General features: G+C 65.0%; 21 protein-coding genes and 1 tRNA gene. 10 read left to right on the top strand and 12 right to left on the bottom strand.

The annotated features are described in order from the left end of the window. Positions 1 to 133 precede the first annotated feature (133 nt). From GUY23_RS06690 to GUY23_RS06680, 3 genes are all read right to left on the bottom strand, one after another. Positions 134 to 1717: an AbgT family transporter gene (locus tag GUY23_RS06690; protein WP_166970816.1), complete on the bottom strand. Its 1584-nt coding sequence runs from the start codon at positions 1715 to 1717 to the stop codon at positions 134 to 136. Positions 1718 to 2013: 296 nt separating this feature from the next. Then, the gene (locus GUY23_RS06685) at positions 2014 to 3099 is read right to left on the bottom strand and encodes an inositol-3-phosphate synthase (RefSeq protein WP_166970814.1); all 1086 of its coding nucleotides are present in this window, start codon (positions 3097 to 3099) and stop codon (positions 2014 to 2016) included. 193 nt (positions 3100 to 3292) lie between these two features. After that, positions 3293 to 4885, bottom strand: coding sequence for a peptide chain release factor 3 (locus GUY23_RS06680; protein ID WP_166970812.1), 1593 nt, complete (start codon positions 4883 to 4885; stop codon positions 3293 to 3295). A gap of 139 nt (positions 4886 to 5024) precedes the next feature. Here GUY23_RS06680 and GUY23_RS06675 point away from each other — a divergent pair, with 139 nt between their 5' ends. After that, the gene (locus tag GUY23_RS06675; protein ID WP_166970810.1) at positions 5025 to 5396 is read left to right on the top strand and encodes a hypothetical protein; all 372 of its coding nucleotides are present in this window, start codon (positions 5025 to 5027) and stop codon (positions 5394 to 5396) included. Positions 5397 to 5463: 67 nt separating this feature from the next. Here GUY23_RS06675 and hrpA read toward each other — a convergent pair whose 3' ends face one another. From hrpA to GUY23_RS06660, 3 genes are all read right to left on the bottom strand, one after another. Then, positions 5464 to 9756 carry an ATP-dependent RNA helicase HrpA gene (gene hrpA / locus GUY23_RS06670; RefSeq protein WP_166970808.1) on the bottom strand — a complete coding sequence of 1431 codons (4293 nt, stop codon included), beginning with the start codon at positions 9754 to 9756 and terminating at the stop codon, positions 5464 to 5466. A gap of 89 nt (positions 9757 to 9845) precedes the next feature. Next, entirely contained in the window at positions 9846 to 10439 is a 594-nt protein-coding gene (locus GUY23_RS06665) for a DinB family protein (RefSeq protein ID WP_166970806.1), read from the bottom strand. Positions 10440 to 10485: 46 nt separating this feature from the next. Beyond that, positions 10486 to 11799, bottom strand: a complete 1314-nt coding sequence (locus GUY23_RS06660) for an Nramp family divalent metal transporter (protein ID WP_166975732.1) — start codon at positions 11797 to 11799, stop codon at positions 10486 to 10488. A 216-nt stretch (positions 11800 to 12015) separates the two neighbouring features. Between GUY23_RS06660 and GUY23_RS06655 the strand changes: the two genes are divergently transcribed. The 5 genes from GUY23_RS06655 (at position 12016) to GUY23_RS06635 (ending at position 15571) form a co-directional block, all read left to right on the top strand. Then, positions 12016 to 12411, top strand: a complete 396-nt coding sequence (locus tag GUY23_RS06655; protein ID WP_166970804.1) for a YidH family protein — start codon at positions 12016 to 12018, stop codon at positions 12409 to 12411. Next, on the top strand, positions 12408 to 12785 hold the full coding sequence (locus GUY23_RS06650; protein ID WP_166970802.1) for a DUF202 domain-containing protein: 378 nt from the start codon (positions 12408 to 12410) through the stop codon (positions 12783 to 12785). The genes GUY23_RS06655 and GUY23_RS06650 overlap by 4 nt, the downstream gene beginning before the upstream one ends. A gap of 92 nt (positions 12786 to 12877) precedes the next feature. Beyond that, positions 12878 to 13195 (top strand): hypothetical protein, encoded by a 318-nt coding sequence (locus tag GUY23_RS06645; protein ID WP_166970800.1) that lies wholly within the window; start codon positions 12878 to 12880, stop codon positions 13193 to 13195. Positions 13196 to 13341: 146 nt separating this feature from the next. Next, complete coding sequence (locus GUY23_RS06640; protein WP_166970798.1) at positions 13342 to 14268, top strand: AEC family transporter; 927 nt, start codon at positions 13342 to 13344, stop codon at positions 14266 to 14268. A 139-nt stretch (positions 14269 to 14407) separates the two neighbouring features. After that, positions 14408 to 15571, top strand: a complete 1164-nt coding sequence (locus GUY23_RS06635; protein ID WP_228282771.1) for a TIGR01906 family membrane protein — start codon at positions 14408 to 14410, stop codon at positions 15569 to 15571. 310 nt (positions 15572 to 15881) lie between these two features. On the opposite strand, the gene ppk2 is transcribed toward GUY23_RS06635, so the two are convergent. Both ppk2 and GUY23_RS06625 read right to left on the bottom strand, forming a co-directional pair. Beyond that, on the bottom strand, positions 15882 to 16784 hold the full coding sequence (ppk2, locus tag GUY23_RS06630) for a polyphosphate kinase 2 (protein ID WP_166970796.1): 903 nt from the start codon (positions 16782 to 16784) through the stop codon (positions 15882 to 15884). A gap of 83 nt (positions 16785 to 16867) precedes the next feature. Then, the gene (locus tag GUY23_RS06625) at positions 16868 to 18148 is read right to left on the bottom strand and encodes an MFS transporter (RefSeq protein ID WP_166970794.1); all 1281 of its coding nucleotides are present in this window, start codon (positions 18146 to 18148) and stop codon (positions 16868 to 16870) included. Positions 18149 to 18238: 90 nt separating this feature from the next. On the opposite strand from GUY23_RS06625, the gene GUY23_RS06620 reads away from it, so the two are divergent. Next, a tRNA-Leu gene (locus GUY23_RS06620) sits at positions 18239 to 18315 on the top strand. A gap of 35 nt (positions 18316 to 18350) precedes the next feature. Here GUY23_RS06620 and GUY23_RS06615 read toward each other — a convergent pair. Then, on the bottom strand, positions 18351 to 18920 hold the full coding sequence (locus GUY23_RS06615) for a TetR/AcrR family transcriptional regulator (RefSeq protein WP_166970792.1): 570 nt from the start codon (positions 18918 to 18920) through the stop codon (positions 18351 to 18353). A 107-nt stretch (positions 18921 to 19027) separates the two neighbouring features. Here GUY23_RS06615 and GUY23_RS06610 point away from each other — a divergent pair, with 107 nt between their 5' ends. Next, entirely contained in the window at positions 19028 to 19798 is a 771-nt protein-coding gene (locus tag GUY23_RS06610; RefSeq protein ID WP_166970790.1) for an SDR family NAD(P)-dependent oxidoreductase, read from the top strand. A 21-nt stretch (positions 19799 to 19819) separates the two neighbouring features. Here the strand turns inward: GUY23_RS06610 and bioB are convergent, their stop codons facing one another. Then, a complete protein-coding gene (gene bioB, locus GUY23_RS06605; protein ID WP_166970788.1) occupies positions 19820 to 21103 on the bottom strand; it encodes a biotin synthase BioB in 1284 nt (427 codons plus the stop codon). A gap of 72 nt (positions 21104 to 21175) precedes the next feature. On the opposite strand from bioB, the gene GUY23_RS06600 reads away from it, so the two are divergent. Further along, the gene (locus tag GUY23_RS06600) at positions 21176 to 21658 is read left to right on the top strand and encodes a hypothetical protein (protein ID WP_166970786.1); all 483 of its coding nucleotides are present in this window, start codon (positions 21176 to 21178) and stop codon (positions 21656 to 21658) included. Between the two features lie 12 nt (positions 21659 to 21670). Here the strand turns inward: GUY23_RS06600 and GUY23_RS06595 are convergent, their stop codons facing one another. Continuing rightward, positions 21671 to 22054 (bottom strand): winged helix-turn-helix transcriptional regulator, encoded by a 384-nt coding sequence (locus tag GUY23_RS06595; protein ID WP_228282770.1) that lies wholly within the window; start codon positions 22052 to 22054, stop codon positions 21671 to 21673. Between the two features lie 112 nt (positions 22055 to 22166). Between GUY23_RS06595 and GUY23_RS06590 the strand changes: the two genes are divergently transcribed. Next, complete coding sequence (locus GUY23_RS06590; RefSeq protein WP_166970782.1) at positions 22167 to 22772, top strand: NAD(P)-dependent oxidoreductase; 606 nt, start codon at positions 22167 to 22169, stop codon at positions 22770 to 22772. A gap of 142 nt (positions 22773 to 22914) precedes the next feature. Here the strand turns inward: GUY23_RS06590 and GUY23_RS06585 are convergent, their stop codons facing one another. Beyond that, a complete protein-coding gene (locus GUY23_RS06585; RefSeq protein ID WP_166970780.1) occupies positions 22915 to 24297 on the bottom strand; it encodes an NAD(P)/FAD-dependent oxidoreductase in 1383 nt (460 codons plus the stop codon). Positions 24298 to 24302: the final 5 nt, after the last annotated feature.

The following is a 24302-nucleotide window of genomic DNA, read 5'->3' as shown; positions in this document are numbered from 1 at the left end:
CTGAAATTCCCGGCTCCGCCTCGGTGAGCGTTGCACGATCGTAATCCCGGTAGTTCTTGGAGACCGCCGAGGTGGCCGGCGCGGCGGGGCCGGCGAACAGCCGCCCACCCCAGCCGCCGCGCCCTTCGTCACCTCAGCCCATGTGGTAGTCGGTGGCCGATCCGGGGCCCCACGGGATTCCCGTGGCCCACCAGATGAAGAACAGCAGACCCCAGAAGAGGAACATCGCCAACGACAGCGGGATCGTGAATGACAGGAGAGTGCCGATACCGGCGTCCTTCCGGTAGCGCTGGATGAACCCGAGCACGAGGACGAAGTAGGGGCTCATCGGAGAGATGATGTTCGTCGTCGAGTCACCGATGCGGTAGAGCGCCTGCGTGGTCTCCGGGGAGATCGAAAGCAGCATGAACATCGGCACGAGGACCGGGGCCATGAGCGTCCACAGACCCGAACCGGAGGTGAGGAACATGGCGCCGAGCGCGGTGAGCAGCCAACCGCCCAGCAGGATGACGAACGTGCCGGTGTTGAGGGCGCCGAAGAACTCGGCTCCCTTGATCGCGAGGATCTCGCCGAGGTTGGACATCGTGAACAGCGCAAGGAACTGGCTGGCTGCGAAGAAGAGGACGATGACCGGCACGAATGGCAGCAGCCCCTTGGCCATCATCTCCGGAATATCCGCAGTCGTCTTGATCGATCCTGTCACGCAGCCGTAGACGATGCCGACGAGGAAGAAGCCGACACCGATGATTCCGGCGATTCCTGCCATCAGACCCGATTCGGGACCGAAGCCTCCGGCCTCATCGCGGAGGAACGAGTCGGCGGGCAGAGCGAGGAAGAAGAGGATCGCCGCACAGGCGACGATGGCGAGCACGGCGAAGACCATGCCCCGCTTCTCTTTGGGTTCGAGCTCCATCGTGACGTCGAAGTTCTCCGGGTCGTTCTCGTCCTCGGGGTCGAGTTCGATCTGATCGGCGCGTTTGGTCAGCAGCAGCTCGGTCACGAGGGTGACGGCGGCGGCGACGACGAACATGGAGACGAAGTTGAAGTAGAAGTTCGCGACCGGGCTGACCGTGTAGCTGTCGTCGATGATGTGGGCGGCCGACGTCGAGAGTCCGCCGAGGATGGTGTCGAGGGAGTTGACCATCGGCGCCGCCGAATATCCGCCCGAGGTCGCAGCATAGGCGACGACGCAGCCGAGCAGCGGGTTGCGGCCGACGGCCTTGAAGGCGAGCCCGCCGAGCGGGATCATGATCATGTACGAGGCGTCGGAGGCGATCGACGAGGCGGTGCCGGCGAGAGCGACGATGAAGGTGATCCACTTCGGCGAGGCTCCGGCGATGGTTCCGCGCAGCATCGCGGCGATGAGCCCGGACTGTTCGGCCACGGCCACGCCGAGGAGGACGATGATGACGAGTCCCAGCGGCGGGAAGGTGACGAAGTTGTTCGTCGCCCCGGCGACGATCTCGCGCAGCGATTCGGTGCTGAAGAGGTTCGTCACCGCCACCGTCTTATCCGTGGCGGGATTGACCGCGCTCAGCCCTGTGGCGGAGAAGATCGCCGAGAGGATCATGACGATGACGGCCAGTGAGAGGAACAGCCAGAACGGGTGGGGCAGCTTGTTGCCGACCTTTTCGATGACGACCAGCAGTCGCATCAGCCAGTTGAGGTCTGATGAACCGCTGCTCTTCTCATCGGCTGAGGTAGTGGTGCTCGACATGGGTTCTCCTCGGTCGTAGACGCACCGGTCGGTGCGTCGGCCCGTGTGACGCACATGTGAGTGCAATCACGTCGAAGAGACAAGTGTCGTGGACAATCGCTGTTGTGTCACGGCGATCTCATATTCCGGAAGCGCTGAGGCGGCTCATCGCCCCGCGGCCCGATCCCCGGGCGGCCGGCCCGATCCCCGTGCAGCCGCACACGTCGGACAGACGTCTCGTCCGTTGTGCGGACAATGACGAAGCGCGCCGATCGCAGCATGGCTGCGGTCGGCGCGCTCGTTGTCACGCGCTGTTCTCAGCGCTCCACGTCGCCGCGGATGAAGGCTTCGACCGCCTCGTGGGCGGCGTCGTCGTCCTGCTGCTCCGGGGGCGACTTCATGAAGTATGAAGAGGCGGAGATGAGTGCTCCGCCGATGCCGCGGTCGAGTCCGATCTTGGCCGCACGCACGGCGTCGATGATCACGCCGGCGGAGTTCGGGGAGTCCCAGACCTCGAGCTTGTACTCCAGCGCCACCGGGGCGTCACCGAAGTTGCGTCCCTCGAGGCGGACGAAGGCCCACTTGCGGTCGTCGAGCCATTCGACGTAGTCGCTGGGACCGATATGGACGTCACGATCGGCCAGCTCGGCCGAGGTGTTCGAGGTCACGGCCTGCGTCTTGGAGATCTTCTTCGACTCGAGGCGCTGCCTCTCCAGCATGTTCTTGAAGTCCATGTTGCCGCCGACGTTGAGCTGGTAGGTCCGGTCGAGGACGACGCCGCGGTCTTCGAACAGCTTCGCCATCACACGGTGGGTGATGGTCGCACCGATCTGGCTCTTGATGTCGTCGCCGACGATGGGCACACCGGCGGCGCGGAACTTCTCGTCCCATTCCTTGGTGCCGGCGATGAAGACGGGCAGGGCGTTGACGAAGGCGACCTTCGCATCGATGGCGGCCTGCGCGTAGAACTCGACGGCCTCCTGCGATCCGACGGGCAGGTAGCACACGAGCACGTCCGCCTCGGCGTCCTTGAGCGCCTTGACGACGTCGACGGGGTCACGATCGGATTCGACGATCGTGTCGCGGTAGTACTGTCCGAGTCCGTCGAGGGTGGGCCCGCGCAGGACCTCGATGCCGGTCGGTTCGACGTCGGCGAGCTTGATGGTGTTGTTCTCGCTGGCGGTGATCGCCTCGGCGATGTCCACGCCGACCTTCTTGCCGTCGACGTCGAAGGCGGCAACGAAATCGAGGTCACCGACGTGGTAGTCCCCGAACTCCACGTGCATGAGTCCGGGAACCTTCGTCCCAGGCGACGCGTTCCGGTAGTACTCCACACCTTGGATCAGGGACGAGGCGCAGTTGCCCAATCCGGCAATCGCGACTCGAATCGATTTCGTTCCCACAATTCTCCTTTGTTGTTTCGGGTCTCACCCGAATGCCAAGTCTCCCGAGGTTACAAGGGATTGCGCGCCTCGGATATTCCTGACCGAGTCCGGAATTCGCCCGGACCCAACTATTCATCTTAAACTCCTCGTCAAAGTGGCGAGGCATGTGACCGACCGGGTCAGGCGGCCCGGGCGATCGCGGTGTGTCCGTTCAGCTGACGACCAGCGGTTCGAGAACGAGGTCGGGGTGGTTCTTCTCCACGCCCTGCAGCCGCCACCGGTCGGAGAACAGCGCAAGCAGTTCACCGTCGGAACGGTGGAGGACCTCGACGGACCGTTCCCTCGCCAGGGTCGGCACACATTCGGGGGTGGTGCGCCTGGCCAGGGAGAAGTTGAGTCGCTCGAGGCTGCAGGGGGCGTTGAACTCGTTCGTCATCCGGTCTTCGGCGACCTCGAACTGCATCGGACCGACCGCGCCCAGGACCGGAGCCTGGTCGCCGCGCAGGTCCGAGCGCAGGACCTGGATGACGCCTTCGTGGTCGAGCTGTTCGATGCCGCGGCGGAACTGCTTGTACTTCGAGGAGTCCTTGGCCCTGATGACCATGAAGTGTTCGGGCGAGAACGTCGGGATGCCCGGGAACTCGACCTTCTTGTCCAGGTAGAGGGAGTCGCCCACGCGCAGGGCGGAGGCGTTGACGAGGCCGACGACGTCCCCGGGGAAGGCTTCGTCGACGACGTCGCGGTCGCGGCCGAACACCTGCTGTGCGTACTTCGTGGCGAAGGGTTTGCCGGTCGCGGCGTGGGTGAGCACTGTGCCGCGTTCGAAGACTCCCGAGCAGACGCGGATGTAGGCCAATCGGTCACGGTGGTTCGAGTCCATTCCGGCCTGGACCTTGAAGACGAAGCCGGAGAACGGGTCGTCGACGGGACGCGGGACTCCGTCCTTGTCCGGGCGCGCCTCGGCGGCCGGCGCCAGATCGACGAGGAGGTCGAGGAGTTTGTGGATGCCGAAGTTGAGGACCGCAGAGGCGAACATGACCGGGGTCGACTTCCCGGCGAGGAAGGTCTCCTGATCATGGTTCTGCTCTTCCATCTCCATGAGCTCGGATTCGTCGACCGCGGTCGACCACGCATCGCCCTCGAGCTCGGCGGCCGCCTCGGCGGGGTAGGTCTCCTCGCCGGCGATGGTGGCGCCGCCGTCGGTGCGGGTGTACTTCGTGTACTCGCCGGTGAGCCGGTCGAGGACGCCGCGGAAGTCGCCGGACTGGCCGACGGGCCAGGTGATGGGGGTGGGCAGCAGGCCGGTGCGCTGCTGCACCTCGTCCATGAGTTCGAGCGCGTCGAGGCCGGGACGGTCCCACTTGTTGACGACGGTGATGATGGGGATGTTGCGGTGGGCGCAGACCTCGAAGAGCTTCATCGTCTGCGCCTCGAGGCCCTTGGCGGCATCGATGAGCATGACGGCGCAGTCGACGGCCGAGAGCACTCGGTAGGTGTCCTCGGAGAAGTCAGCGTGGCCGGGGGTGTCGACGAGGTTGAACACGGCGTCGCGGTACTCGAACTGCAGGGCGGCCGAGGAGATCGAGATGCCGCGGTCCTGCTCCATCTGCATCCAGTCGGAGACGGTGGCGCGACGCCCTGCCTTGCCGTGGGTGGCTCCGGCCTGACCGATCGCACGCGCGTGCAGGGCGAGCGCCTCGGTGGTCGTCGACTTACCTGCGTCGGGGTGGGAGATGACAGCGAAGGTGCGGCGGCGTGCCGCTTCGCGTCGGATGTCCTTATCGGAATACTGGCCGGAAGTCACCGCAATATCCTATCGTTCTTCTCTTTCGGCCGTCGTGTCCGGTCGGTCACAATGGTGTCCGGAGCGGTCGCATTGCGTCCGGCGTGCTGTCGGCATTGCGTCCAGCGTCCTGTCGGAATCGGCCAATATGCTGGTGGCGATGTCTGAGGAATATGTCGATTACGCCGGCCGTTCGGAGCCGAAGGAACGTTGGCTCAAAGCCCTGCCGCTCATCCTGGCCGGGGTGCTCGGTGCCCCGCTGCTCGCTTTCGCGATCATGTTCTCGTGGCAGATCGCACAGATCACGAAGTACATCTTCGACATCGGCACCTCGGGCTGGGAAGCCTTCGCGATGGTGATGCTCAGCCTCTCCGGTGCCTTCTTCGTCCTCTTCTGGATTGCGTTCCTCTTCATCGGCTCGCGTCGTCGCACGTGGAAGTGGCGGATCTGGTGGGCATCGGCCGCGTTCCTCGTCGCTGCTGCCCTGCCGCTCTGGGCACTGGCCGACAAACTCATCCACCCCGGAGCCTGAGCGGCACACCTTAGAGCTCGCGGCGTCCGCCCCCGTCTTCCTGTCGCCGCGACGGAGCCGGCAGAGATCAGAGCTGCGCGAGTGCCTTGGCGATTCGCTTTTCGGACACCGGGTGGGCGGTGCCCAGCGAATTCGCGAACAGCGACACCCGCAGCTCCTCGACCATGGCCACGACCTCGACCCAGTCTCGCGGCAGCGACACGAGCAGCTGCGACCATTCGGCCCTCGCCAGCTGGGGGAACCGCTTGCCGATCTTCTTCGTCACATCGTCGCTGACACCTGTGATGCGGTCCATGAACTGTTTGTCGCGGATCGGCGAATCCTGCATCCCGCCGATGCGCACGACCTCGGCCTGAACCCAGCGCGGCAGTTCCCGCAGCATCTCGGGCGTCATCGCCGCAGCAGCCTCGGCGCTCACACGCGAGGCCCGCCATGCCTGCACATCGGCGAGGTTCGACAGGATCGCCAACGACGATGCCTTAGACACGAGCTTGTCGAGTTCGGTGGCCGCCTTGAGCGCCTTGACCAGGAACGGCAGCAACGACGAGCAGCTGAGAGGCAGCTGCGCATGGACTTCGGTCTGGAGCCTGTCGAACTCTGCCTCGGTGGCCACCCATGAGGTCTCGGCCGGTCCCAGCCGGTCGTCGACGAGCCCGCGGATACCCACCCGGATGAGGCCGGTGAGCAGTTCGTCGGAAGACTTCTGATGCCCGGCGAGGAGGAGCTTCTCCTCGGTCGTCAGCCCGTCCTGCAGATACTTCAGCGCCTCACTCGACTGCAGTGCCAGCAGCGTGATGAGTCCCTCACGGGTGGCCAGCCGCGCCTCGAGTGCGGTGTCGAAGGCCACGAGGTCGACCGACTGCTGACGGGCGGCAAGCCCGGGCACGACACCGGCCGAAGCCTCATCGGGATCGCCGAGGCTGCCGAACGTCCAACCCGTGAGTCCCGTCTGCGGGGCGAACGAGGTCTGCTTCTGCCGGGCCTTGCGCACCTGCGGCTTCGCCCGTGTGGTCAAGGCGGCAAGATCCTCGCCGAGCCCGACGGTCTTCCTCCCGTCGACGACGCGGAAGGTCAGTCGCAGATGCGCGGGGATCCGGTCCCGGTCGAAGTCCGAAGCCGTGACCGTGATCGGCACCAGGTCGTTCAGCCCTCCCCCACCGGCGCGTTCGCTCAGGTGGGCGGCCAGCACCTCCGGCAGGCTGCCCTGGTACGGGATGAGCGCGGGAAGGATGTCGCGAGCGACATCGGGTGCGGGGACGAAGTAGCGTCGTTTGTTCTTCGGCAGCGACCGGATGTAGGCGGCGACGAGCTCCTCCCGCAGCCCGGGCACCTGCCAGGAGAACTCGTCGACGTCGACGGCGGGCACCGCCTCGGCGGGGATCTCCACGCTCACCCCGTCCTCCGTGCTGCCGGGATCGAACGAGTACCGCAGCTTCGCCTGCGTACCGTCGGCGAGCTCCCATTCCATCGGGAAGTCATCGGCCACCGAGGCGGTGAGCTCCTCACTGTCATCGCTGAGCAGCACCGAGGTGGTGAGGTCGAGCAGGTGCGCATCGCGCCGCTTCTGCTTCTTCCACCAGGAGCGGAAATCCGCCGCCGAGGTGACCCCCTCCGGGATCCGCTCAGCGAAGAATTCGTAGAGGGCATCGTCCTGGTCGAGCACGCGCCGGTTCCGTGTCCGTGACGCCAGTTCCTCGGCCTCGGCGATGACTGCGGCATTGTGGTCGAGGAAACCGAAGCGCTCGTGCCAGTCGCCCTCGATGAGGCCTTTGCGGATGAACATGTCGCGAGCACCTTCGCGATCGAAGGTGCCGTAGCCGACGCGGCGGTCGCTGACGAGGGTGACCCCGTAGAGGGAGATCTTCTCGTAGACCATCGACGCTCCGGCCTTCGTCGACCAGTGGGGTTCGGAATGCTGGCGGGTGACCAGGTCACCTGCGGCTTCGACGACCCAGTCGGGGTCGATCGCGGCGACGGTGCGGGCCCAGAGGCGGGAGGTCTCGACGAGCTCGGCGGCCATGACGAAGTCCGGGTTGACCTTGAACAGGCCGGATCCGGGGAAGATCGCGAAGCGGGTGCCGCGGGCTCCCTGGTAGTCCTTGTGGCGTTCGGACCTCGAACCGATCATCGTCAGCAGACCCGTGAGCAGGGCGCGATGAACGGCGGCGGCATGCGGGTCGAGCTTCGCTGCGGCGACCTGGTGTCCGCCCTCGCCGGCGCTACCGGAGACCGTTGACTTCTTCGCGCTGCGTTTCGCCGCGCTGAGTTCGGCGAAACCGATCTTGCCCTTCGCCCCGGGACCGCCCTGAGCGCTCGGTGCTCCCCGGCTGCCCTTCGTCTGAGCACCACGACCACCCTGCGTGTGAGCGGTGCCGCCGGCCGCCTCGGCGCTGCTGGCAGCCTTCGCACTGCCGGCCGCCTCGGTGCCGTGGATCGCGGAAGCGGACCCGTCGGACTCACCAATGCCGGCCGGGTGCCAGACCGATCTGTCGATGCGGATGCCCGCCGAGCCCAGCAGGGAGCGCAGCTGACCGACGAGGTCCTGCCATTCACGGATGCGCACGAAGTTGAGGAACTCGTCTCGGCAGCGGCGGCGGAACTTCGATGACCCCATGTCGGCCTGCAGGCTCTGCAGGTAGTTCCACAGGTTGAGGTAGGACAGGAAGTCGCTGCCGCGGTGGGTGAAGCGCGCATGCTTCTCATCGGCGGCGGCACGAAAGTCCGCCGGTCTCTCCCGCGGATCCTGAATGGACAGGGCGGCCACGATGACGGTGACCTCTCCCCCGCAGCCGGCTTCCGCTCCGGCGATGACCATGCGGGCCAGGCGCGGGTCGATCGGCAGTACGGTGAGTTTCCGGCCGATCTCGGTGACGGTGATCCTGCCGGTGCTGTCGCTGGTCAGAGCCCCGAGCTCGGTGAGCATCGTGCGTCCGTCGCGGACGGCTCGGGCATCGGGCGGGGTGAGGAACGGGAAGTCGAGGATCTCCTCATCGCTCGAGGCGAATCCGAGCGAGGCCATCTGCAGGATGACGCTGGCGAGGTTGGTGCGCAGGATCTCCGGGTCGGTGAACTCGGGACGGGACTCGAAATCGGTTTCCGAGTACAGGCGGATGCAGATGCCTTCGCTCGTGCGGCCCGATCGGCCCTTGCGCTGATTGGCGCTGGCTTGGGAGATCCGCTCGATCGGCAGTCGCTGGACGCGGGTGCGGTTGGAATACCGGGAGATGCGGGCGGTGCCGACGTCGATGACGTATTTGATGCCGGGCACCGTCAGCGAGGTCTCGGCGACGTTCGTGGCGAGCACAATGCGCGGTCGCGAATGCGGTTGGAAGACCTTCTGCTGCTCCCCGGCCGAGAGCCTGGCGAACAGCGGCACGACCTCCCAATTGCCCATCCGCGGACGTCTGCGCAGGTGATCGTTCAGGGCGTCGGCGGTGTCGCGGATCTCGCGTTCGCCGGAGAGGAAGACGAGGATGTCTCCCGGTTCTTCCGAGCTCAGTTCGTCGACGGCTGAGATGATGCCGTCGGTCTGCTCCTCGACCCCGGTTTCGAAGCTGCCGGAATCGCCGGGTCCGTCGACGTCGTCATCGTCGTCTTCGTCGACGAGGGGTCGGTAGCGGACCTCGACTGGGTAGGTCCGGCCTTCGACGGAGATGATCGGAGCGTCGTCGAAGTGGGCGGAGAAGGACTCCGGATCGATCGTCGCCGAAGTGATGATGACCTTGAGGTCGGGCCGCCGGGACAGCACTTCTCTGAGGTAGCCGAGGAGGAAGTCGATGTTGAGGCTGCGTTCGTGGGCCTCGTCGATGATGATGACTTCGTAGTCGCGCAGCAGTTTGTCGCGGGAGAGTTCGGAGAGCAGGATGCCGTCGGTCATCACCTTCACCCGGGTGGAATCGGCGACCTGCGCGGTGAAGCGCACCTGGTAGCCGATGGTGTCCCCGAGGTCTTCACCGAGTTCGTCGGCGATGCGTTCGGCCACGGTCCGCGCGGCGATCCGCCGAGGCTGGGTGTGGCCGATGAGCCCATCGACGCCGAGGCCGAGGTCGAGGCAGATCTTCGGCAGCTGCGTGGTCTTGCCCGATCCGGTCTCACCGGCGATGATGACGACCTGGTTGTCCCGTATCGCCTCGGCGATCTCGTCCTTCGCGGCGCTGACGGGCAGGTCCGCGGGGTAGGTGATTGTCGGGTTCGACGTCTCCCGCGCTGCCTTGAGGCGGGCTCGCCGCTGCTGATGGTGCGCGGCAGTGGACTTCCGACGCTGGTTCTTCCGCCGCGGCGGACGCTTCGCCCGCGGAGTCGACGAATCCGTGTGCGCGTCAGGACGCGGTGTCGACGATGCTGAGTTCTCCTGTGCCATTGCAGTCACCAGCTTAGTCGCAGCCGCAAGTGCCGTTGGAGGCGTCGAACTGTGGCGAGGAGGGGGTCTCTACCGTGAGGAGGGAATCTCTACCGTTCGGTATTCTCCGCCAGCTCCCGCAGCATCGCCAGATAGGCGTCCCAGTCCAGCTCCTCGGGAATATTCGAGATCTCTGCGTTCAGCCCGACCTGCCCATCGATCCCTTCGCGGACCACATCGACCTGACCGAGGTGGCGGGTGAGGTCGACGAGGACATGGACCATAATCTGTCCCAGGGTCACCGCGTTCATCGGGGCCGGCCAATGCGGAACCTGTCCCGGTGCGTTGAGCGACAGGGAGTCGAATGTCTCGTCCGCGAAAGTCCAGACCCGCCGGTAGAAGTCGAGGACGTCCTCAGCAGACTCCGCTTCAGAGGCGTACCAATCGGCCTGCGGATCGGTGTCGAAGACCTCATCGGCGATCACTTCGTCGCGGTGTGGCCAGGGCCGGTCGAACGTCTCGCCGAAGTACCCGATTTCGACATTGGCCATATGTTTGATCACGCCGAGGAGATTGAACCCGGTCGGTGTCCGCGGCCATCTCAGTTCGCGTTCGCTCAAGCCCTCGAGCTTCCACATCAGCGTGTCTCGCGCTCGCTGGAGAGAGGCCCTCAGCACGGTCTTCATCGCATCGTCGCTGCCCATGGTCTCAGTCTGCACCAATCACGACCGGATGAACACATTGGTCACCTCATCCGCCCCACAGCGGGGCGAGCGCTGAGTAGAGCTGCTGGATGCCGAGGATGATGAAGAGCAGAGCCGTGATCGCCAGGGCGATGTTCGTGTGCAGCTTGTTCGCCCATTTCTTCGGGATCTTCTTGCCGTTGAGGAGCCCGAGCAGGGTCACAGCCAAGAACGGCATGAACAGAGAACCGAGGACGCCGTAGGCGAGGATGAGACCGATCGGTTTGCCGAGGATGAATAACAGCATCGGTGGGAACGTCAGCCACAGAACATAGAACTTGAAGTACTTGCCGCCGGTCAAGGTGTCGGGGTGGCCGCCCGGCTTCTTGCGCATATGGCCCCAGAAATCGGCGAACATGAGCGACACGCCGTTCCACACGCCGATGATCGAGGAGAACGAAGCGGCCCAGAAGCCGACGAGGAATCCGATGCCGACGACCTCGCCATAACGATCTTTGAGCACATCGGCGAGGTCGAGCAGACCCTTGTCCTCGGCGGAGATCGATACTCCTGCCGCACGTACGACCTCGGCGCCGACGATGAGCATGGCGATGACGAAGATGCCGGTCATCACATACGCCATGGTGTTGTCGATGCGCATCACCCGCATCCATTTCGGCGTGTGCCAGCCCTTCTCACGCAGCCAGTACCCGTATGCGGCCAGTGTGATGGTGCCTCCGACCCCTCCTGCGAGAGCGAGAGTGTAGATCACACCGCCCTCGGGAATGATCGGGATGAGACCGGTGAGCATGTCCGGGACGTTCGGTACAGCGATGATCGCGAGTCCGACGACGGTGATGAACATGACGCCCACGAGGGCCGCGGTGATCTTTTCGAACACGGCGTAGCGGCCGAACCACACCATGGCGAAGCCGGCCAGGCCCATGAGTACCGACCATACGGTGAGATTGAGTCCGGGGAACAGCGCGGCCAGAGGCAGGGCGGCAGAACTCATGGCGGTGGCTCCGTAGACGAAGCCCCAGATAATGATGTAAGGGCCGAAATACCACGTTGTCCACCGTCCCAGGGACCGCCATCCCTCGAAGATCGTCTTCCCGGTCGCGAGGCTGAATCGCCCGGCACCCTCGACGAGGACGATTTTGAGGATGACGCCGAGGATGACCGCCCACAGAAGCCCATATCCGAATTGGCTGCCGGCCACCAGGGTGGCGACCATATCGGCAGCACCGACGCCGGTGGCCGCAACGACGAGCCCGGGCCCGATCACCTTCCATTTGGCGGGCCCCGAAGCCTCCTCGATTCCCGATACGGTCTGTGGAACCGCACTGTCGCTGGGTCCGCCGCTCGACTGCTCACTCATTCTGGCACCGCCTTCGTGTTCGGCCGCATACGGCCTCACCGGGCGAACGGGGATCCTCCGTAGGATCTCCTCGGGCATCGGCGGCGCAGCGGTCTCCGTGTGTCCACGACCATCGTAGTCCACTGGGCCGTACGGCACGGAGTTCATCGACTCCTCATCACCGTCGGGCGCGGACTTCCACACCCGGCGGCAGCCGTCAGGGGCTATCCTCGAAGGGTGAGTGACGACAATTCCGGCGAAGACACCCGCAGCAGGATCGCCCGTCGTGTCTTCCCCGACGGCGAGGACCCGGACCCGCGCTTCACCCTGGCCAATGAGCGGACCTTCCTGTCCTGGATCCGCACCGCTCTTGCCTTCATCGGCGGCGGCATAGCCGTCGAAGCCTTCACCTCGGAGATCTTCTCGAGCTGGCTGCGCGCCACCTTGTCGATCGTGCTCATGGTCATCGGCTTCATCCTCGCGTCCGGGGCCGCCGTCCGCTGGCATCGGATCGAATCGGCGATGCGTCGCGGCACCTCGCTGCCGCTGCCGCTCATCATTCCCATCGTCAGCCTCGCCTCGGCACTCGGTGCGGGACTGCTCGTGCTGGTGTTCGCCGGTCTGCTGCGATGACTCCCCGCTCTCCCCGGCCGCGCCCGCCCGGACCGCGCCGTCCCCTGACGCAGCCGCACCCCGATCCGGGCCTGCAGCCTGAACGCACCACTCAGTCTTGGCTGCGGACGGCGCTGACGATGACCGTCGTCAGCCTCGTCTTCGTGCGTTTCATCAACGTCTTCGAGGGCTGGTCGGTCGGTGTCTTCGTCGTGTGTATGGGTCTGGCGATCGCTGCGCTGTCGATGCAGGTCAGGCGCTACCGGTTGGGTGCGGACTCGATCCAGGCCGAACGCGGACGCCCCAGCCCCTGGGCCGTCGTCTTCCTCACCGCCTCGGTGTGTCTCATCGCCGTCATCAGCATCGCCTCGGTCATCAAGATCTCGCTGACATGAGACGCTGTCGTGAGAACCGAGGTGCCGGATCGGTGTTCCTCGTTCTGAGACCGGCGTCCGGACCGCGGTGGCCCGCGCATAGACTTGAGCGCATGAAGGATGCACACGAAGTCGCCACCGCCCCTCTCGTCGCCGTCGGACTCATCGGCGGATTCCTCACCGCCCGCGAGACCGGCATCCGCCCTCTCGGCGGCGTCGTCCTCGCCGCCGCCGGCGGCTATGCGGCCCGCTCCTGGTATGCCAAGTGTGGCTGGCCGGCCGCAGTCGGACTCGGGCTGACCTACCTCGGCGGTTTCGGCGCTTCGCATCCCCTGGCGAAGAAGATCGGAGCCTGGCCCGCGGTGTTCGCCGTCAGTGCGGTCAGCGCCGCCGCTTCCTACCTCGTCTCCGACGCGGCAGAGTCCGACTGAGCCTCTGACGCTCCCACCGCCGGTTGATCTCCTGACCGTCGAACGCCCGACCTGACGCACCCCCATCCGACTGCACGACCGACCGTCACAGACGGCACTCCTGACCCAGAACACGACTGCTCCAGAAAGCGAGGATCGTCTCCCCCATGCTCGCCGTGTTCGAAGGTTTCGCAGTCATCGGCGGGGTCATCCTCGTCGGGTTCATCCTCGGTCGCTCCGGGGTGCTCGGCCCCCACGGTCAGCAGGTCATCGCGAAGCTCGTCTTCTATGCGGGCACCCCGACGCTGCTCTACGTCACCGTCGCCGACACCGATCTCGGGCTGATCTTCAACACCGCGCTCTTCGCCACAGGCGGGTCAGCGATCATCGTCGGACTCCTCCTCTTCGTCCTCACCCGCTGGATCCGCAAGCGCAGCAGCGGTGAGGCCATGTTCTCCGCGTGGGCGACCAGCTACGTCAACATCGGCAACCTCGGCATCCCGATCGCCGCCTACGTCCTCCACGACATCGGCTACGTCGCCCCCGTGCTGCTCTTCCAGCTGCTTGTGCTCGCCCCGATCGGCATGGCCGTCCTCGACGGTGCAGGGAAGAAGCAGCACGATTCACACTGGTACTCCGCGATCCTCCAAGTGCTCAAGAACCCCATCGTCCTCGGCGCCGCGGCCGGTGTGGTCGCCTCGGCGACCGGCTTCGAACTTCCCCGCTTCGTCTTCGAACCCATCGACATGATCGGTGCCACCGCGGTCCCCGGCGCCCTGCTCGCCTTCGGCATCTCACTCAAGGACGGCTGGGCGCTGCCGGTCAAGGGCACCCGTTCTCAGCTGGGCTACATCACGGTCGCGAAGCTCGTCTTCCAGCCGGTCATCGCCTGGGTCATCGGCGGGCCGATGCTCGGTTACGGCGGCATCGACCTCTTCGCCATCGTCGTCACCTCGGCCCTGCCCACGGCGCAGAACGTCTACATCTACTCGATGCAGTACCGCCAGTCCGAGGCGCTCATGCGTGATGCGGTGTTCATCACCACTGTCCTCGCGGTGCCCGCCCTCGTCGTCGTCGCCGCCCTTCTGGGCTGAGGGCCCCACCCGGAACTCAGCTCCACCGCGTACTCCGCTGCACCACGAGCCGCGGCACCACCTCGGCGGGTGGGCCCTAAATCGGCCGCCGTGGCGTGTCCTCCCGGGCTCGAGTCCTGTGGTCACTGACAATGGGGATGTGTCCAGAGACGAGAAGAACGAGACCGAAGACCTCCTGAGCAGGCGGATGAGTTCAGGGTCGGCCAGTGCTGCCGAGAAGCAGTCGTCGACCCCTCTGGAGGCGGCGAACGATCCCTCGACCGACACCGAGGCGTTCGATCCGATCACGGATCCCATCGCCGAGGATGCCCCCAAGCATTCCGCCGATGCCAAGCCCCAGACGGGCCCGGTGAGGGTGGCTCCCGCCCATTCGTCGAATCCGAACGCTCAGTCCGCGAGCACCCGCGGTGCCGACCGATCCTCCTCGACTGGGGCGGCGGATTCCGCGTCGGCGGCATCCGCATCGACCTCGACCGGGGCCACGCGGGAGGTGCCCGCGAACGCACGGACAGCTGTGATGAGCGAGGCCGATTGGGCCGCAGTGTCGAAGGCGGCGACCTCGACCGATTCCCGTGAACCCGAGGTCCCGGAACGTCGCCGCAGCGTCCTCGACGTCATCGGCACGATCTGGATCATGCTCGCCACCCCCTTCGTCCTGCTCGCGCTGGCCGTGCGCTTCGTGGCCTCCGGGATCTTCCTCAAGTTCGAGTACTTCCGGCCCGGGTTCCCGGCTGATCGGTTCGGCTTCGGCGAGGCCGACCGGGAGCACTACGGGACCTACGTCATCGACTATCTGCACAACTTCGATTCTCGGCGCTACCTCGCCGACATCGTCATGCCCAACGGCGAACCGATCTTCATCTCCGATGAACTCAGCCATATGGCCGACGTCAAGGGGCTCATCTCGCTGCTCTACCTCGTTGCGCTCATCGGCCTCATCGGATCCGTCCTCTTCGGCCTCTACATGTGCCGCAAGGGAGGTTCAGGCATCCACGCCGGAGTGCGCCTGGGGTCGATCTTCAGCATCATCTTCATGGCGGCTGTCGCCGTCGTGGCAGTGCTCGGCTGGGACAGTTTCTTCCGCGGCTTCCACAAGGTCTTCTTCAAGGACGGAACCTGGGAGTTCTACGCCGATGATTCGCTCATCCGGCTATTCCCGCCGCAGTTCTGGGTCGATGCGGGCATCGCGGGAGGCGGGCTGTTCGTCCTGCTCGCCATCGTCCTCTTCTGCTTCAGCTTCGCCGGACACAAGAAGCGCCGTGCGGCACGGAAGGCACGTAAGGAAGCCGCCGACGCCGCTTGACGCGCGTCGGCAAGCGGTGTGCCGAATGGCGGTGTGCCGAATGGCGGTGCGTCGGCGAAGAGAGCGTCAGTCGTCAGTTGATGGCGCGTTGCGGGTGAGAGCCCCGCTCCACGGTCCCGGCCGGGTGGTCTTTCCCCTTCCACCCGGCCGAAATTCTTTCTGGACGACTGCAGCACCCGCTGACTCAGAGTTCTTTGGTCGTTCCGCAGCGTTCTGGTTGCCCAGAACGCCGTGGATCGACCAAACATTTGCGGTCACCCACCACAACCCGGCCCACTGCCGGCTCGGAGTCTCCTGCGAGAAGTGATCTTCAGTCGTCGACGGCGTCCCGGCCGCGGCGCACGAGCAGCGGATCGGCCTTGTAGACGACCGAGGTGTCCTTGTCCTCGTAGTCGAACTGGTTGAGGAAGTAGCGCATCGCATTGAGCCGCGCCCGCTTCTTGTCGTTGCTCTTGATCGTGATCCACGGAGCATGGTCGGTGTCCGTGCGGCGGAAAGTCGCCTCTTTCGCCTGCGTGTAGTCATCCCACCGGTCGAGGGACTCGAGATCCATCGGTGAGAGCTTCCACCTGCGCACCGGGTCGATCTGGCGGATAGCGAATCGGGTGCGCTGTTCACGCTGAGTCACGGAGAACCAGAACTTCGTGACGTGGATGCCCGAGTCGATGAGCATCTTCTCGAACACGGGTGCCTGCTCCATGAACGTCTCGTACTCGTCGTCGGTGCAGAATCCCATGACGCGTTCGACGTTGCCCCGGTTGTACCAGGATCGGTCGAACATGACGATCTCACCGCTGGTGGGCAGGTGGGAGATGTAGCGCTGGAAGTACCACTGGCCGGCCTCGCGGTCCGAGGGCTTGTTCAGCGCCACAACGCGGGCGGCACGCGGATTGAGGTGTTCGGTGAAGCGCTTGATCGTCCCGCCCTTGCCTGCGGCATCGCGGCCTTCGAAGACGATGACGTGCTTCGCCCCGGTGTCCTGACCCCAGTACTGGAACTTCAGCAGCTCGACCTGCAGCTTGTACTTCTCGAGTTCGTATTCCTCACGGTCCATCTGCTCGTCGTACGGGTACCCCTCCCGCCAGGTCTCGACGGCCCGGCCCATGGGGTCGATGAGGTGCGGATCCGTGGTCTGGCTGTCCGATACGGTATAGCCCTCCAGCCGGAGCTTGTCGATGTACTCCCGCAGATTCTCTTGGAACAGATTGTTCACGAGATCATTACCTTTCGATCAGGGCACAGAATAGACAGGGCGCAGAGTCGAGCCTCGAGCACGCTAGCGCGGCCAAGTGAATATCAGGTTATGCGATCGACGTCCTGCCGCGGAATGATTCCGATGCTCAGCAGCGGGGCGAGTGCGATGAGCCCGAAGGACAGCGGATAGCCGAAGGCGGTGACCAGGGCGCCGAACCCGGGGCCGAGCAGAGCCGACATGACGAACTGCCCTGTGTTCTGCGCCCCCATGGCCTTACCTGACCAGCGCGGCCCCGCAGCCTCGGCGACGGAGGCGAAGGCGAGTCCGTTGTCGGCGACCGACACCGCCGAGGCGAGGATGAACACGATCGCCGCGACGACCGGGAGTTCGGTGAGTGAGAGGGCGGCGATGGCGACCACGCTGACGACCGCGGCGATCGCGACCACCCGCATGAGGCCGACCCGTGAGCTCGTGCGATCCGAGAGACCGCCGACGACCATGCGTCCGATCGCTCCGATGATCTGCGCGGCGGCGACGATCGCTCCGGCGGTGCCGACGTGGATGCCCTGGTCGGCGATGAGCCAGATGAGGCCGTAGGTGGAGAACGCGAACTGTGGGATGACCAGCAGCGCCGAGACCCCGTGGATGCGCCACAGGAACGAATCGCTGCGGTAGGGATTGATCGCCGAGGTGGCGCCCGGCCGGGTGGATCCGTTCCCGTCCGCTGCCGGTGTGGGAAGGGACGCGTCGGGGACGTCGGTGGCGCTGTCGGGGTCGGCCACCTCGGTGCGGGTGGGAATCGACGGCGGCGGATTGCGGACGAGGGCGAAGCAGATGAGCGCGAGTGCCCCGGAGACGGCGGCGACGTACCAGAGGTAGGCAGGGAACCCACCGGCCGCGGCGATCGGTGGGATCGTTACGGCGGCGATGCTTGTGCCCAGCGGTTGGGACATCTGCCGGATGCCCATGGCCAGTCCCCTGCGGTGGCGGGGGAACCAGCCCATGACGACGCGGCCGCTCGCGGAGTTCACGGAGGCGGCGGCCGCACCGGATGCGGCGATGACGATGACCATCCAGATCGGCGAGTCGACGACGAGGACGGCGACTGCCGAGAACACGGCGGTCAGTCCGATGCCGAGGGTCATGGCCAGCCGTTCGCCGTAGCGGTCGGCGAAGGCACCCCAGGCGATGAGGGTGAGGATGAGACCGAAGCTCGGGGCGGCGGCGACGGTGCCCGCCTGGGTGAGGGTGAACCCGAGGTCGGTGTGCATATAGGGGATGAGGAACGCGGGGCCGGCGATCGCGATGGTCGCCGCCATCTGGGTGAGGACACCGATGACGAGGATGATCCAGGCTTGGGGACTCGGTCCGGTTCTCGTCATGCGTCGAGGCTACCGCCGGGTCACGAGCGGCCGCGGGACGTCTCAAATCGCGGGTTCTGACGTTTGGCTATACAGTGTGTTCTGAGCATTCCCCCTATAGCCCAATCGGCAGAGGCAGTCGACTTAAAATCGATTCAGTGTGGGTTCGAGTCCCACTGGGGGGACCAGAGATATTGGGTCTGACTCTCGTACGCGCGCTCAATCAGCGAACTGGCCACCACGGGGGCATGAGAGCCTGAGTCCGGGCGGCCCATGTGACCGCGTCGCTTTCATCGCTCATGGCCCACTGCATGATCGTTCCGACAAGCGCTCCGCTGAGGAAGGCCACGACGTGCTCGCGACCGTCCGGGATAACTGCGCGCTCTTCTGCTTCGAATACTTCTAGCGCAATGCGAACCCGTGATTGCATACGGGTGTCAATGGCAGCGCGCAGCGCTCCAGACAATCGCGACTCCAGAAGTGAGCGAAACAGCACGCGTTCCCCCGCTACGTGATCAAGTACGTCAACCATCGCCTTCCCGTATGCAGGAATGGCACTGCCATCAGATTCGCTCCTAGTGACAGTCGAAATCTTGTCCAGCTCTCGGGTGACAACATCGACAGCGAACTCGTCCAAAGTCGATGCATGCTTGTAGAAGGTCGTCCGATGCACTCCAGCCGTCTCACAAAGCAAAGCTACGCTTATCGACGAAAATTGCTCGTCCTCCAACAGGACTCGGAGCGCCTTCGTCAAAGCCTCGCGTGCTCGCGTCTGCCTCGGGTCTTCCGCCATGCATGTGCCTCTTTTCAGATCTAATCGACAGATGTAGATTAGTGCTCAGGATCGTACAACGGCGAAGAAGGGCTTCGAGCGAACACCGATCCGATTAGGAGAGTTCCATGGTATTCCCCGTCCTGCAGGACAAAGTCACTGTCGTCACCGGCGCAGCAATGGGAATGGGCGAGGCAACGGCACGTCTCTTCGCTCAGGCTGGTGCTCAGGTCGTCGTCGCCGACTTCAACGACGAGAAGGGGCGCTCAGTCACGGACGACATCGTCGCGAACGGCGGTGAAGCATTTTTCGTCAAAGTGGACGTCTCTTCGAGTGAGGACGTCAGGCAAATGATCGAGGCAACCGTTGAGAAATACGGCCGCCTCGACGGCGCCGTCAACAATGCGGCAATCACACCGGACGACAAGAATGTAGCGGAGTTCGACGAAGACTACTGGGACCGGCTGATGTCGGTTGACCTCAAAGGCACCGCTCTATCCATGAAGTACGAGATCCAACAACTCTTGAAACAGGGCGATGGGGGCTCAATCGTCAATATCTCGTCAGTGTCGGGTTTCCGGCCGCAGCCTCAGAACATTGCCTATGTCGCGGCAAAACACGGAGTCGTCGGCATGACGAAGGTCGCTGCTCTCGAATATGGAGGAGAGAACATTCGTGTGAACTCGGTCGCTCCGGGCGCGATCGACACCCCAATGCTGCGCGGGGCCCTCGAGCAGTTCGGCTTCACGGCCGAAGAATATGCACCGCAACTGAGCCTCCTCAATCGCTTCGGCCAGGCTGACGAGATCGCCCAGGCGAGCCTGTGGCTCATCAGCGACCAGTCCTCGTACCTCACCGGTACAACCATCCACGCAGATGCCGGCTACACGGCACGCTGATTCCCAGCGAGATCCCTCCGCTCAGGCATTGGGCGAGAGCTCGGTTCCGGCCCCGCGGCGACGGATCGTCGGAATCGTCACTCCTGCATTGTCGGCTTCATGGCCCGCCGGCGGCAGAGGCTTGCCGCACGGCAAGGTGCTTGTCGCCGTCTTGCCCGAGTCTGATGAGCCACTTCGGCTCGTCGCACTCGCTGTGGCAGCACCGGCGACTGCCGCTTCGGCCGCAACCCCAGCGTCACTCTTTACCTCACCGGGCGCCACCTCGGCGACGGCGGCCTCATGGGCTGCCCGGTGAGCCTTGAGCTCATCACGCAATCGTTCGGCACTCTCTGCGCCGACGATCTCGAAGCCGCCGTCGACGATCATGTCGAGGTCCTCCTCCGCGGCCTGCCCCTCCGAGGTCAGATAGTCGCCGAGGAAGAGCGAATTGGCCACGTGCAGCGACAGCGGCTGCAGCGAACGCAGATGCATCTCCCGGCCGCCGGCGATGCGCAGCTCGCGGTCCGGGCAGAGGAACCGCACGGCGCAGAGAATCCGCATGCAGTGCTGCGGCGTCAGCGTCAACGCGCCCTCGAGCGGGGTGCCGTCGAAGGGAATGAGGAAGTTGACCGGGATCGAATCGGAATCGACGGCTTTGAGCGCTTCGATCGCCTCAATGATCTGCTCGTCCGTCTCCCCCATGCCGACGATGAGCCCCGAGCACGGGGAGAGTCCTGCGCCGCGGGCCTTGTCCACGGTGTCGACACGGTCGGCGAACGTGTGGGTCGAGCAGATATCGGGGTAAAGGGATTCGGCAGTGTTGAGGTTGTGGTTGTACGCGTCGACCCCGGCATCCTTGAGCCGCTGTGCCTGACCGTCCTTGAGGAACCCGAGACACGCGCAGACCTCCACGTCGGGAGTGGAGGACTTGATCTCCTCGACCATGCCCGAGACGCGCTCGACGTCCCGGTTCGAGGGGCCCCGCCCTGATGCGACGAGGCAGACCCGTGACGCACCTCCTGCCAGGCCGAATTCCGCCTGCCGCTTCGCCTCATCCTTCGGCAGCCATGAGTACTTGAGGATGTCGACTTCGGACCCCAAACGCTGCGAACAGTAGCCGCAGTCCTCCGGGCACAGCCCGGATTTGAGGTTGACGAGGTAGTTGACCTTGACGTGATTGCCGAAGTGCTCGCGGCGCAGCTGCGAGGCGGCCGCAACGAGATCCAGCAGGTCCTCATCAGGCGACGACAGGATCGCACTGGCATCGGAGGCGGTGGCCGGAACGCCGGCGAGCACGCGCTCGGCGAGAATTTGATAGCTATCCATGTTGTCATTATTGAACACCGTTCAGGAGAGTGCAAAATCACATCTTCCAGCCCGAGCGGGCAGAATAGTGTGATGACCCCCATACTTCTCACCGTCGGTGGTCGGCCACAGTTCGTCGATGGGACCCATGACCCGCGGCTCGCCGAGGCGGCTGGACCGGCCGTACTCCTCGACGTCGACAGCGTTGCCGAGGACGACTCCAACTCCAGCCCCGGCCCCGATTCTGACACCAACCCCGAAGCACCGTCGCTCAGCGATTGCATCAGCGCACCCAACCGCCCCCTCGCCTACCGGGAAGCGGGAGCCGACTGGACGGACATCGATTTCGAGGCCGCCGACCACTGGGTGCAGATGGGACCGGCACTGCGGCGCCGCCTCGGCGAGGATCACCTGGCGACCCTCGACGTCAGCGAGTTCAAGGTGGCGACGAACGGCGGCAGCGCCTCGATCATCACCAACAATTGGGTGCATTCGGGTTCGCCGCGGGTCTACCGGGTGGCCGGCCGACTGCGGGAGTTCGTCACCACGCTCGGTGAACTCGCCAGCAACCGGTGAAGCCGCCAGCGACTACTGAGCGAGGTCGAGCTCGGCCCGGCGATCGCGATTGTCGATCACCTCGGCGACATTGAGCTCGGCCCACCGCCGCAGAGCGGTCACGGGAGCCTGGAGCGAGCGGCCGAGTGCGGTGAGCGAATACTCCACGCGCGGCGGCACTTCACCAAAGGACTGCCTGGTCACGAGCCCGTCAGCAACGAGCGATCGCAGCGTCGAGGTGAGCACCTTCGGAGTGATGCCGCCGATCGACTGTCGGATCTCACCGAACCGCTTCGGGCCGTCATCGAGGATCTCGATGATGAGCACCGTCCACTTGTCGCCGACGCGGTCGAGGACGACACGAGTGGGGCATTCGGGGTCGAAGGCGTCGCCTTCCCAGGAATCTCTGATCTTCACACCCCAATAGTATCTTTGAGGTACTCGGTTTCCAAACGATAGCGTCATGATGTCAGCACAGGAGGAACCACCTCGGCGCCGTCACCGCGGCGTCTGCAGAAAGGAACACACCATGAAGATCGCACTCTTCGGAGCATCCGGAATGATCGGCTCCCGCGTCACCGCCGAGGCGGCCGGCCGCGGCCTCGACGTCACTGCCATCACGCGCTCGGGCAGCGACGTGCCCGGTGCCGTCCGCAACCTCAAGGGAGACATGGCCGACCCGGAATTCGATGCCACGATCGCCGCTGAACATGACATCATCGTCTCCACTACCGGTCCCAGCCGCACGGGTGGCGATCATCAGGAGTGGCTCGATGCGCTGAAGACACTGGCCGAGAACAGCGGAGACACTCGCGTCTTCGTCGTCGGCGGAGCCGGATCACTGTGGGTCGGCGACACCATGCTCAAGGACACCGAGGGCTTCCCCGCCGCGTACAAGGCCGAGTCGGAGACCGGCACGAAGGCTCTCGAGCTCCTGCGCGCCGGAAATTGGTCGCCGTGGACGCTCATCTCCCCCGCCCCGGAGATCGCCCCCGGTGAGCGCACAGGATCGTACAAGTCCGAGCTCGAGGTTCCAGCCGGAAACGCGATCTCGGCCGAGGACTTCGCCGTGGCGATGGTCGATGAGATCGTCACACCTGCGCACATCGACGCCCGGTTCACCGTCGCGAACTGATCGCACCATCACCGAGGCGCCCCCCTCACTGCGAGCTGCAGCGGACCGAACCCAGTGACGGGGAACAACCTCGGCGGATATCAGACGACCCCGGGATGCCTCATCGGCATCCCGGGGTCGTTCGTCTCACCAGGTCTGAGACTCAGGCCTTGGCGGCTTCCTTGGGTTCCTTCTTCGGAGCCGGCTTCGAGTTCGCGGCTTCGACGAAGTTCTTCCGCGGCACGTCGAGGTCGGCCAACGGCATGGCATCGCGGCCGAGGACGGCGCTGAGGAACCAGTTGCCGAAGACCCGGACCTTGCGATCAAGGGTCGGGATGGCGTAGCCGTGGTAGGCGCGGTGCATGAGCCACGCGAGGAGTCCACGAGCTTCGAAGTCGCCCATCTGCGAAACGCCCTTGTACAGTCCGAGACCGGCGACCGTGCCGATCGTCTTGTGGAAGTACTGCTTGAACTCGGTCTCTCCGCGCAGAGCGGCGAGGACGTTGGCGGCCAGCACGGGAGCCTGACGCACAGCGTGCTGAGCGTTGGGCACGCAGAAGCCAGCTACGCCGCCGCCGGAGAGGTCGGGGACTGCAGCGTTGTCGCCGGCGGCCCAAGCACCCTCGACGACACCGTCATCGCCCTCGACGCGCAGATCCGCACGAACGGTGACGTTGCCGCGTTCGTTGATCGGCAGGTCGGAGTCGATGAGCATCGGGTTGGCCTTGACGCCGGCCGACCACACGATGGTGTCGGCGTCGAACTCTTCGCCGTTCGAGAGCTTGATGTGCTTGTCGGTGCAGTCCTGGAGGAAGGTCTCGAGGTAGACGTCGATGCCGCGTTCGCGCATGTGCTCGACGACCCAGCGGGCCTGCGCCTCGCCGACCTCGGGCATGACGCGGCCGAGAGCCTCGACGAGGACGAAGCGGACGTCGGCCTCGGTGAGGGTCTCGTACTGGGCAATCGCCGAACGGACCATGTCCTCGAGTTCGGTGAGCAGCTCGATGCCGGCGAAACCGCCGCCGACGAAGACGAAGGTCAGTGCCTTGCGACGCTCTTCGTCGTCTTCCATGAGCGCAGCGTCGGCAAGACGGGAGAGGAGGTGGTCGCGCAGTGCGACGGCTTCCTCGATGCGCTTGAGGGCGATCGCGTTCTCCTTCAGGCCCGGGATCGGCAGCGCACGAGCGACCGAACCGGAGGCGAGGATGATGTGATCGTAGTCGAGCTCGAATGCCTCATCGTTCTCAGGTTCGATGGTGGCGAACTTCTCAGCGTGGTTGATCGAGGTGACCTTCGCGGTGATGACCTCGGCGCCCGGCAGATTGCGACGCAGCGGCACAACGGCGTGACGGGGCTCGATCGAACCAGCCGCCACCTCGGGGAGGAACGGCAGGTAGGTCATGTACGGGTTGGGATCGACCACGGTGACGGTGGCTTCGCCCCGTCCGAGGTTCTTCAGCAGATTCTGAGCGGCGAGGAGACCGACGGAGCCCCCACCGACGACGAGGATTCGTGGACGCAGTTTCGAGTTTCTGATGAGTGCCATATGCC

This window comes from Brevibacterium atlanticum, from assembly GCF_011617245.1.
GTDB classification, from domain to species: domain Bacteria; phylum Actinomycetota; class Actinomycetes; order Actinomycetales; family Brevibacteriaceae; genus Brevibacterium; species Brevibacterium atlanticum.
Note: the sequence above shows the minus strand (reverse complement) of the source record. Positions and strands in the feature narration are given on the sequence as shown.

Bases quoted from the DNA above. Each gene is read 5' to 3' on its own strand.
- GUY23_RS06690 (WP_166970816.1), bottom strand. From the start codon at position 1,717: ATGTCGAGCACCACTACCTCAGCCGATGAGAAGAGCAGCGGTTCATCA.
- GUY23_RS06675 (WP_166970810.1), top strand. From the start codon at position 5,025: ATGTCTGAGGAATATGTCGATTACGCCGGCCGTTCGGAGCCGAAGGAA.
- hrpA (WP_166970808.1), bottom strand. From the start codon at position 9,756: ATGGCACAGGAGAACTCAGCATCGTCGACACCGCGTCCTGACGCGCAC.
- GUY23_RS06665 (WP_166970806.1), bottom strand. From the start codon at position 10,439: ATGGGCAGCGACGATGCGATGAAGACCGTGCTGAGGGCCTCTCTCCAG.
- GUY23_RS06660 (WP_166975732.1), bottom strand. From the start codon at position 11,799: ATGAGTGAGCAGTCGAGCGGCGGACCCAGCGACAGTGCGGTTCCACAG.
- GUY23_RS06650 (WP_166970802.1), top strand. From the start codon at position 12,408: ATGACTCCCCGCTCTCCCCGGCCGCGCCCGCCCGGACCGCGCCGTCCC.
- GUY23_RS06645 (WP_166970800.1), top strand. From the start codon at position 12,878: ATGAAGGATGCACACGAAGTCGCCACCGCCCCTCTCGTCGCCGTCGGA.
- GUY23_RS06640 (WP_166970798.1), top strand. From the start codon at position 13,342: ATGCTCGCCGTGTTCGAAGGTTTCGCAGTCATCGGCGGGGTCATCCTC.
- GUY23_RS06625 (WP_166970794.1), bottom strand. From the start codon at position 18,148: ATGACGAGAACCGGACCGAGTCCCCAAGCCTGGATCATCCTCGTCATC.
- GUY23_RS06615 (WP_166970792.1), bottom strand. From the start codon at position 18,920: ATGGCGGAAGACCCGAGGCAGACGCGAGCACGCGAGGCTTTGACGAAG.
- GUY23_RS06610 (WP_166970790.1), top strand. From the start codon at position 19,028: ATGGTATTCCCCGTCCTGCAGGACAAAGTCACTGTCGTCACCGGCGCA.
- bioB (WP_166970788.1), bottom strand. From the start codon at position 21,103: ATGGATAGCTATCAAATTCTCGCCGAGCGCGTGCTCGCCGGCGTTCCG.
- GUY23_RS06600 (WP_166970786.1), top strand. From the start codon at position 21,176: ATGACCCCCATACTTCTCACCGTCGGTGGTCGGCCACAGTTCGTCGAT.
- GUY23_RS06590 (WP_166970782.1), top strand. From the start codon at position 22,167: ATGAAGATCGCACTCTTCGGAGCATCCGGAATGATCGGCTCCCGCGTC.
- GUY23_RS06585 (WP_166970780.1), bottom strand. From the start codon at position 24,297: ATGGCACTCATCAGAAACTCGAAACTGCGTCCACGAATCCTCGTCGTC.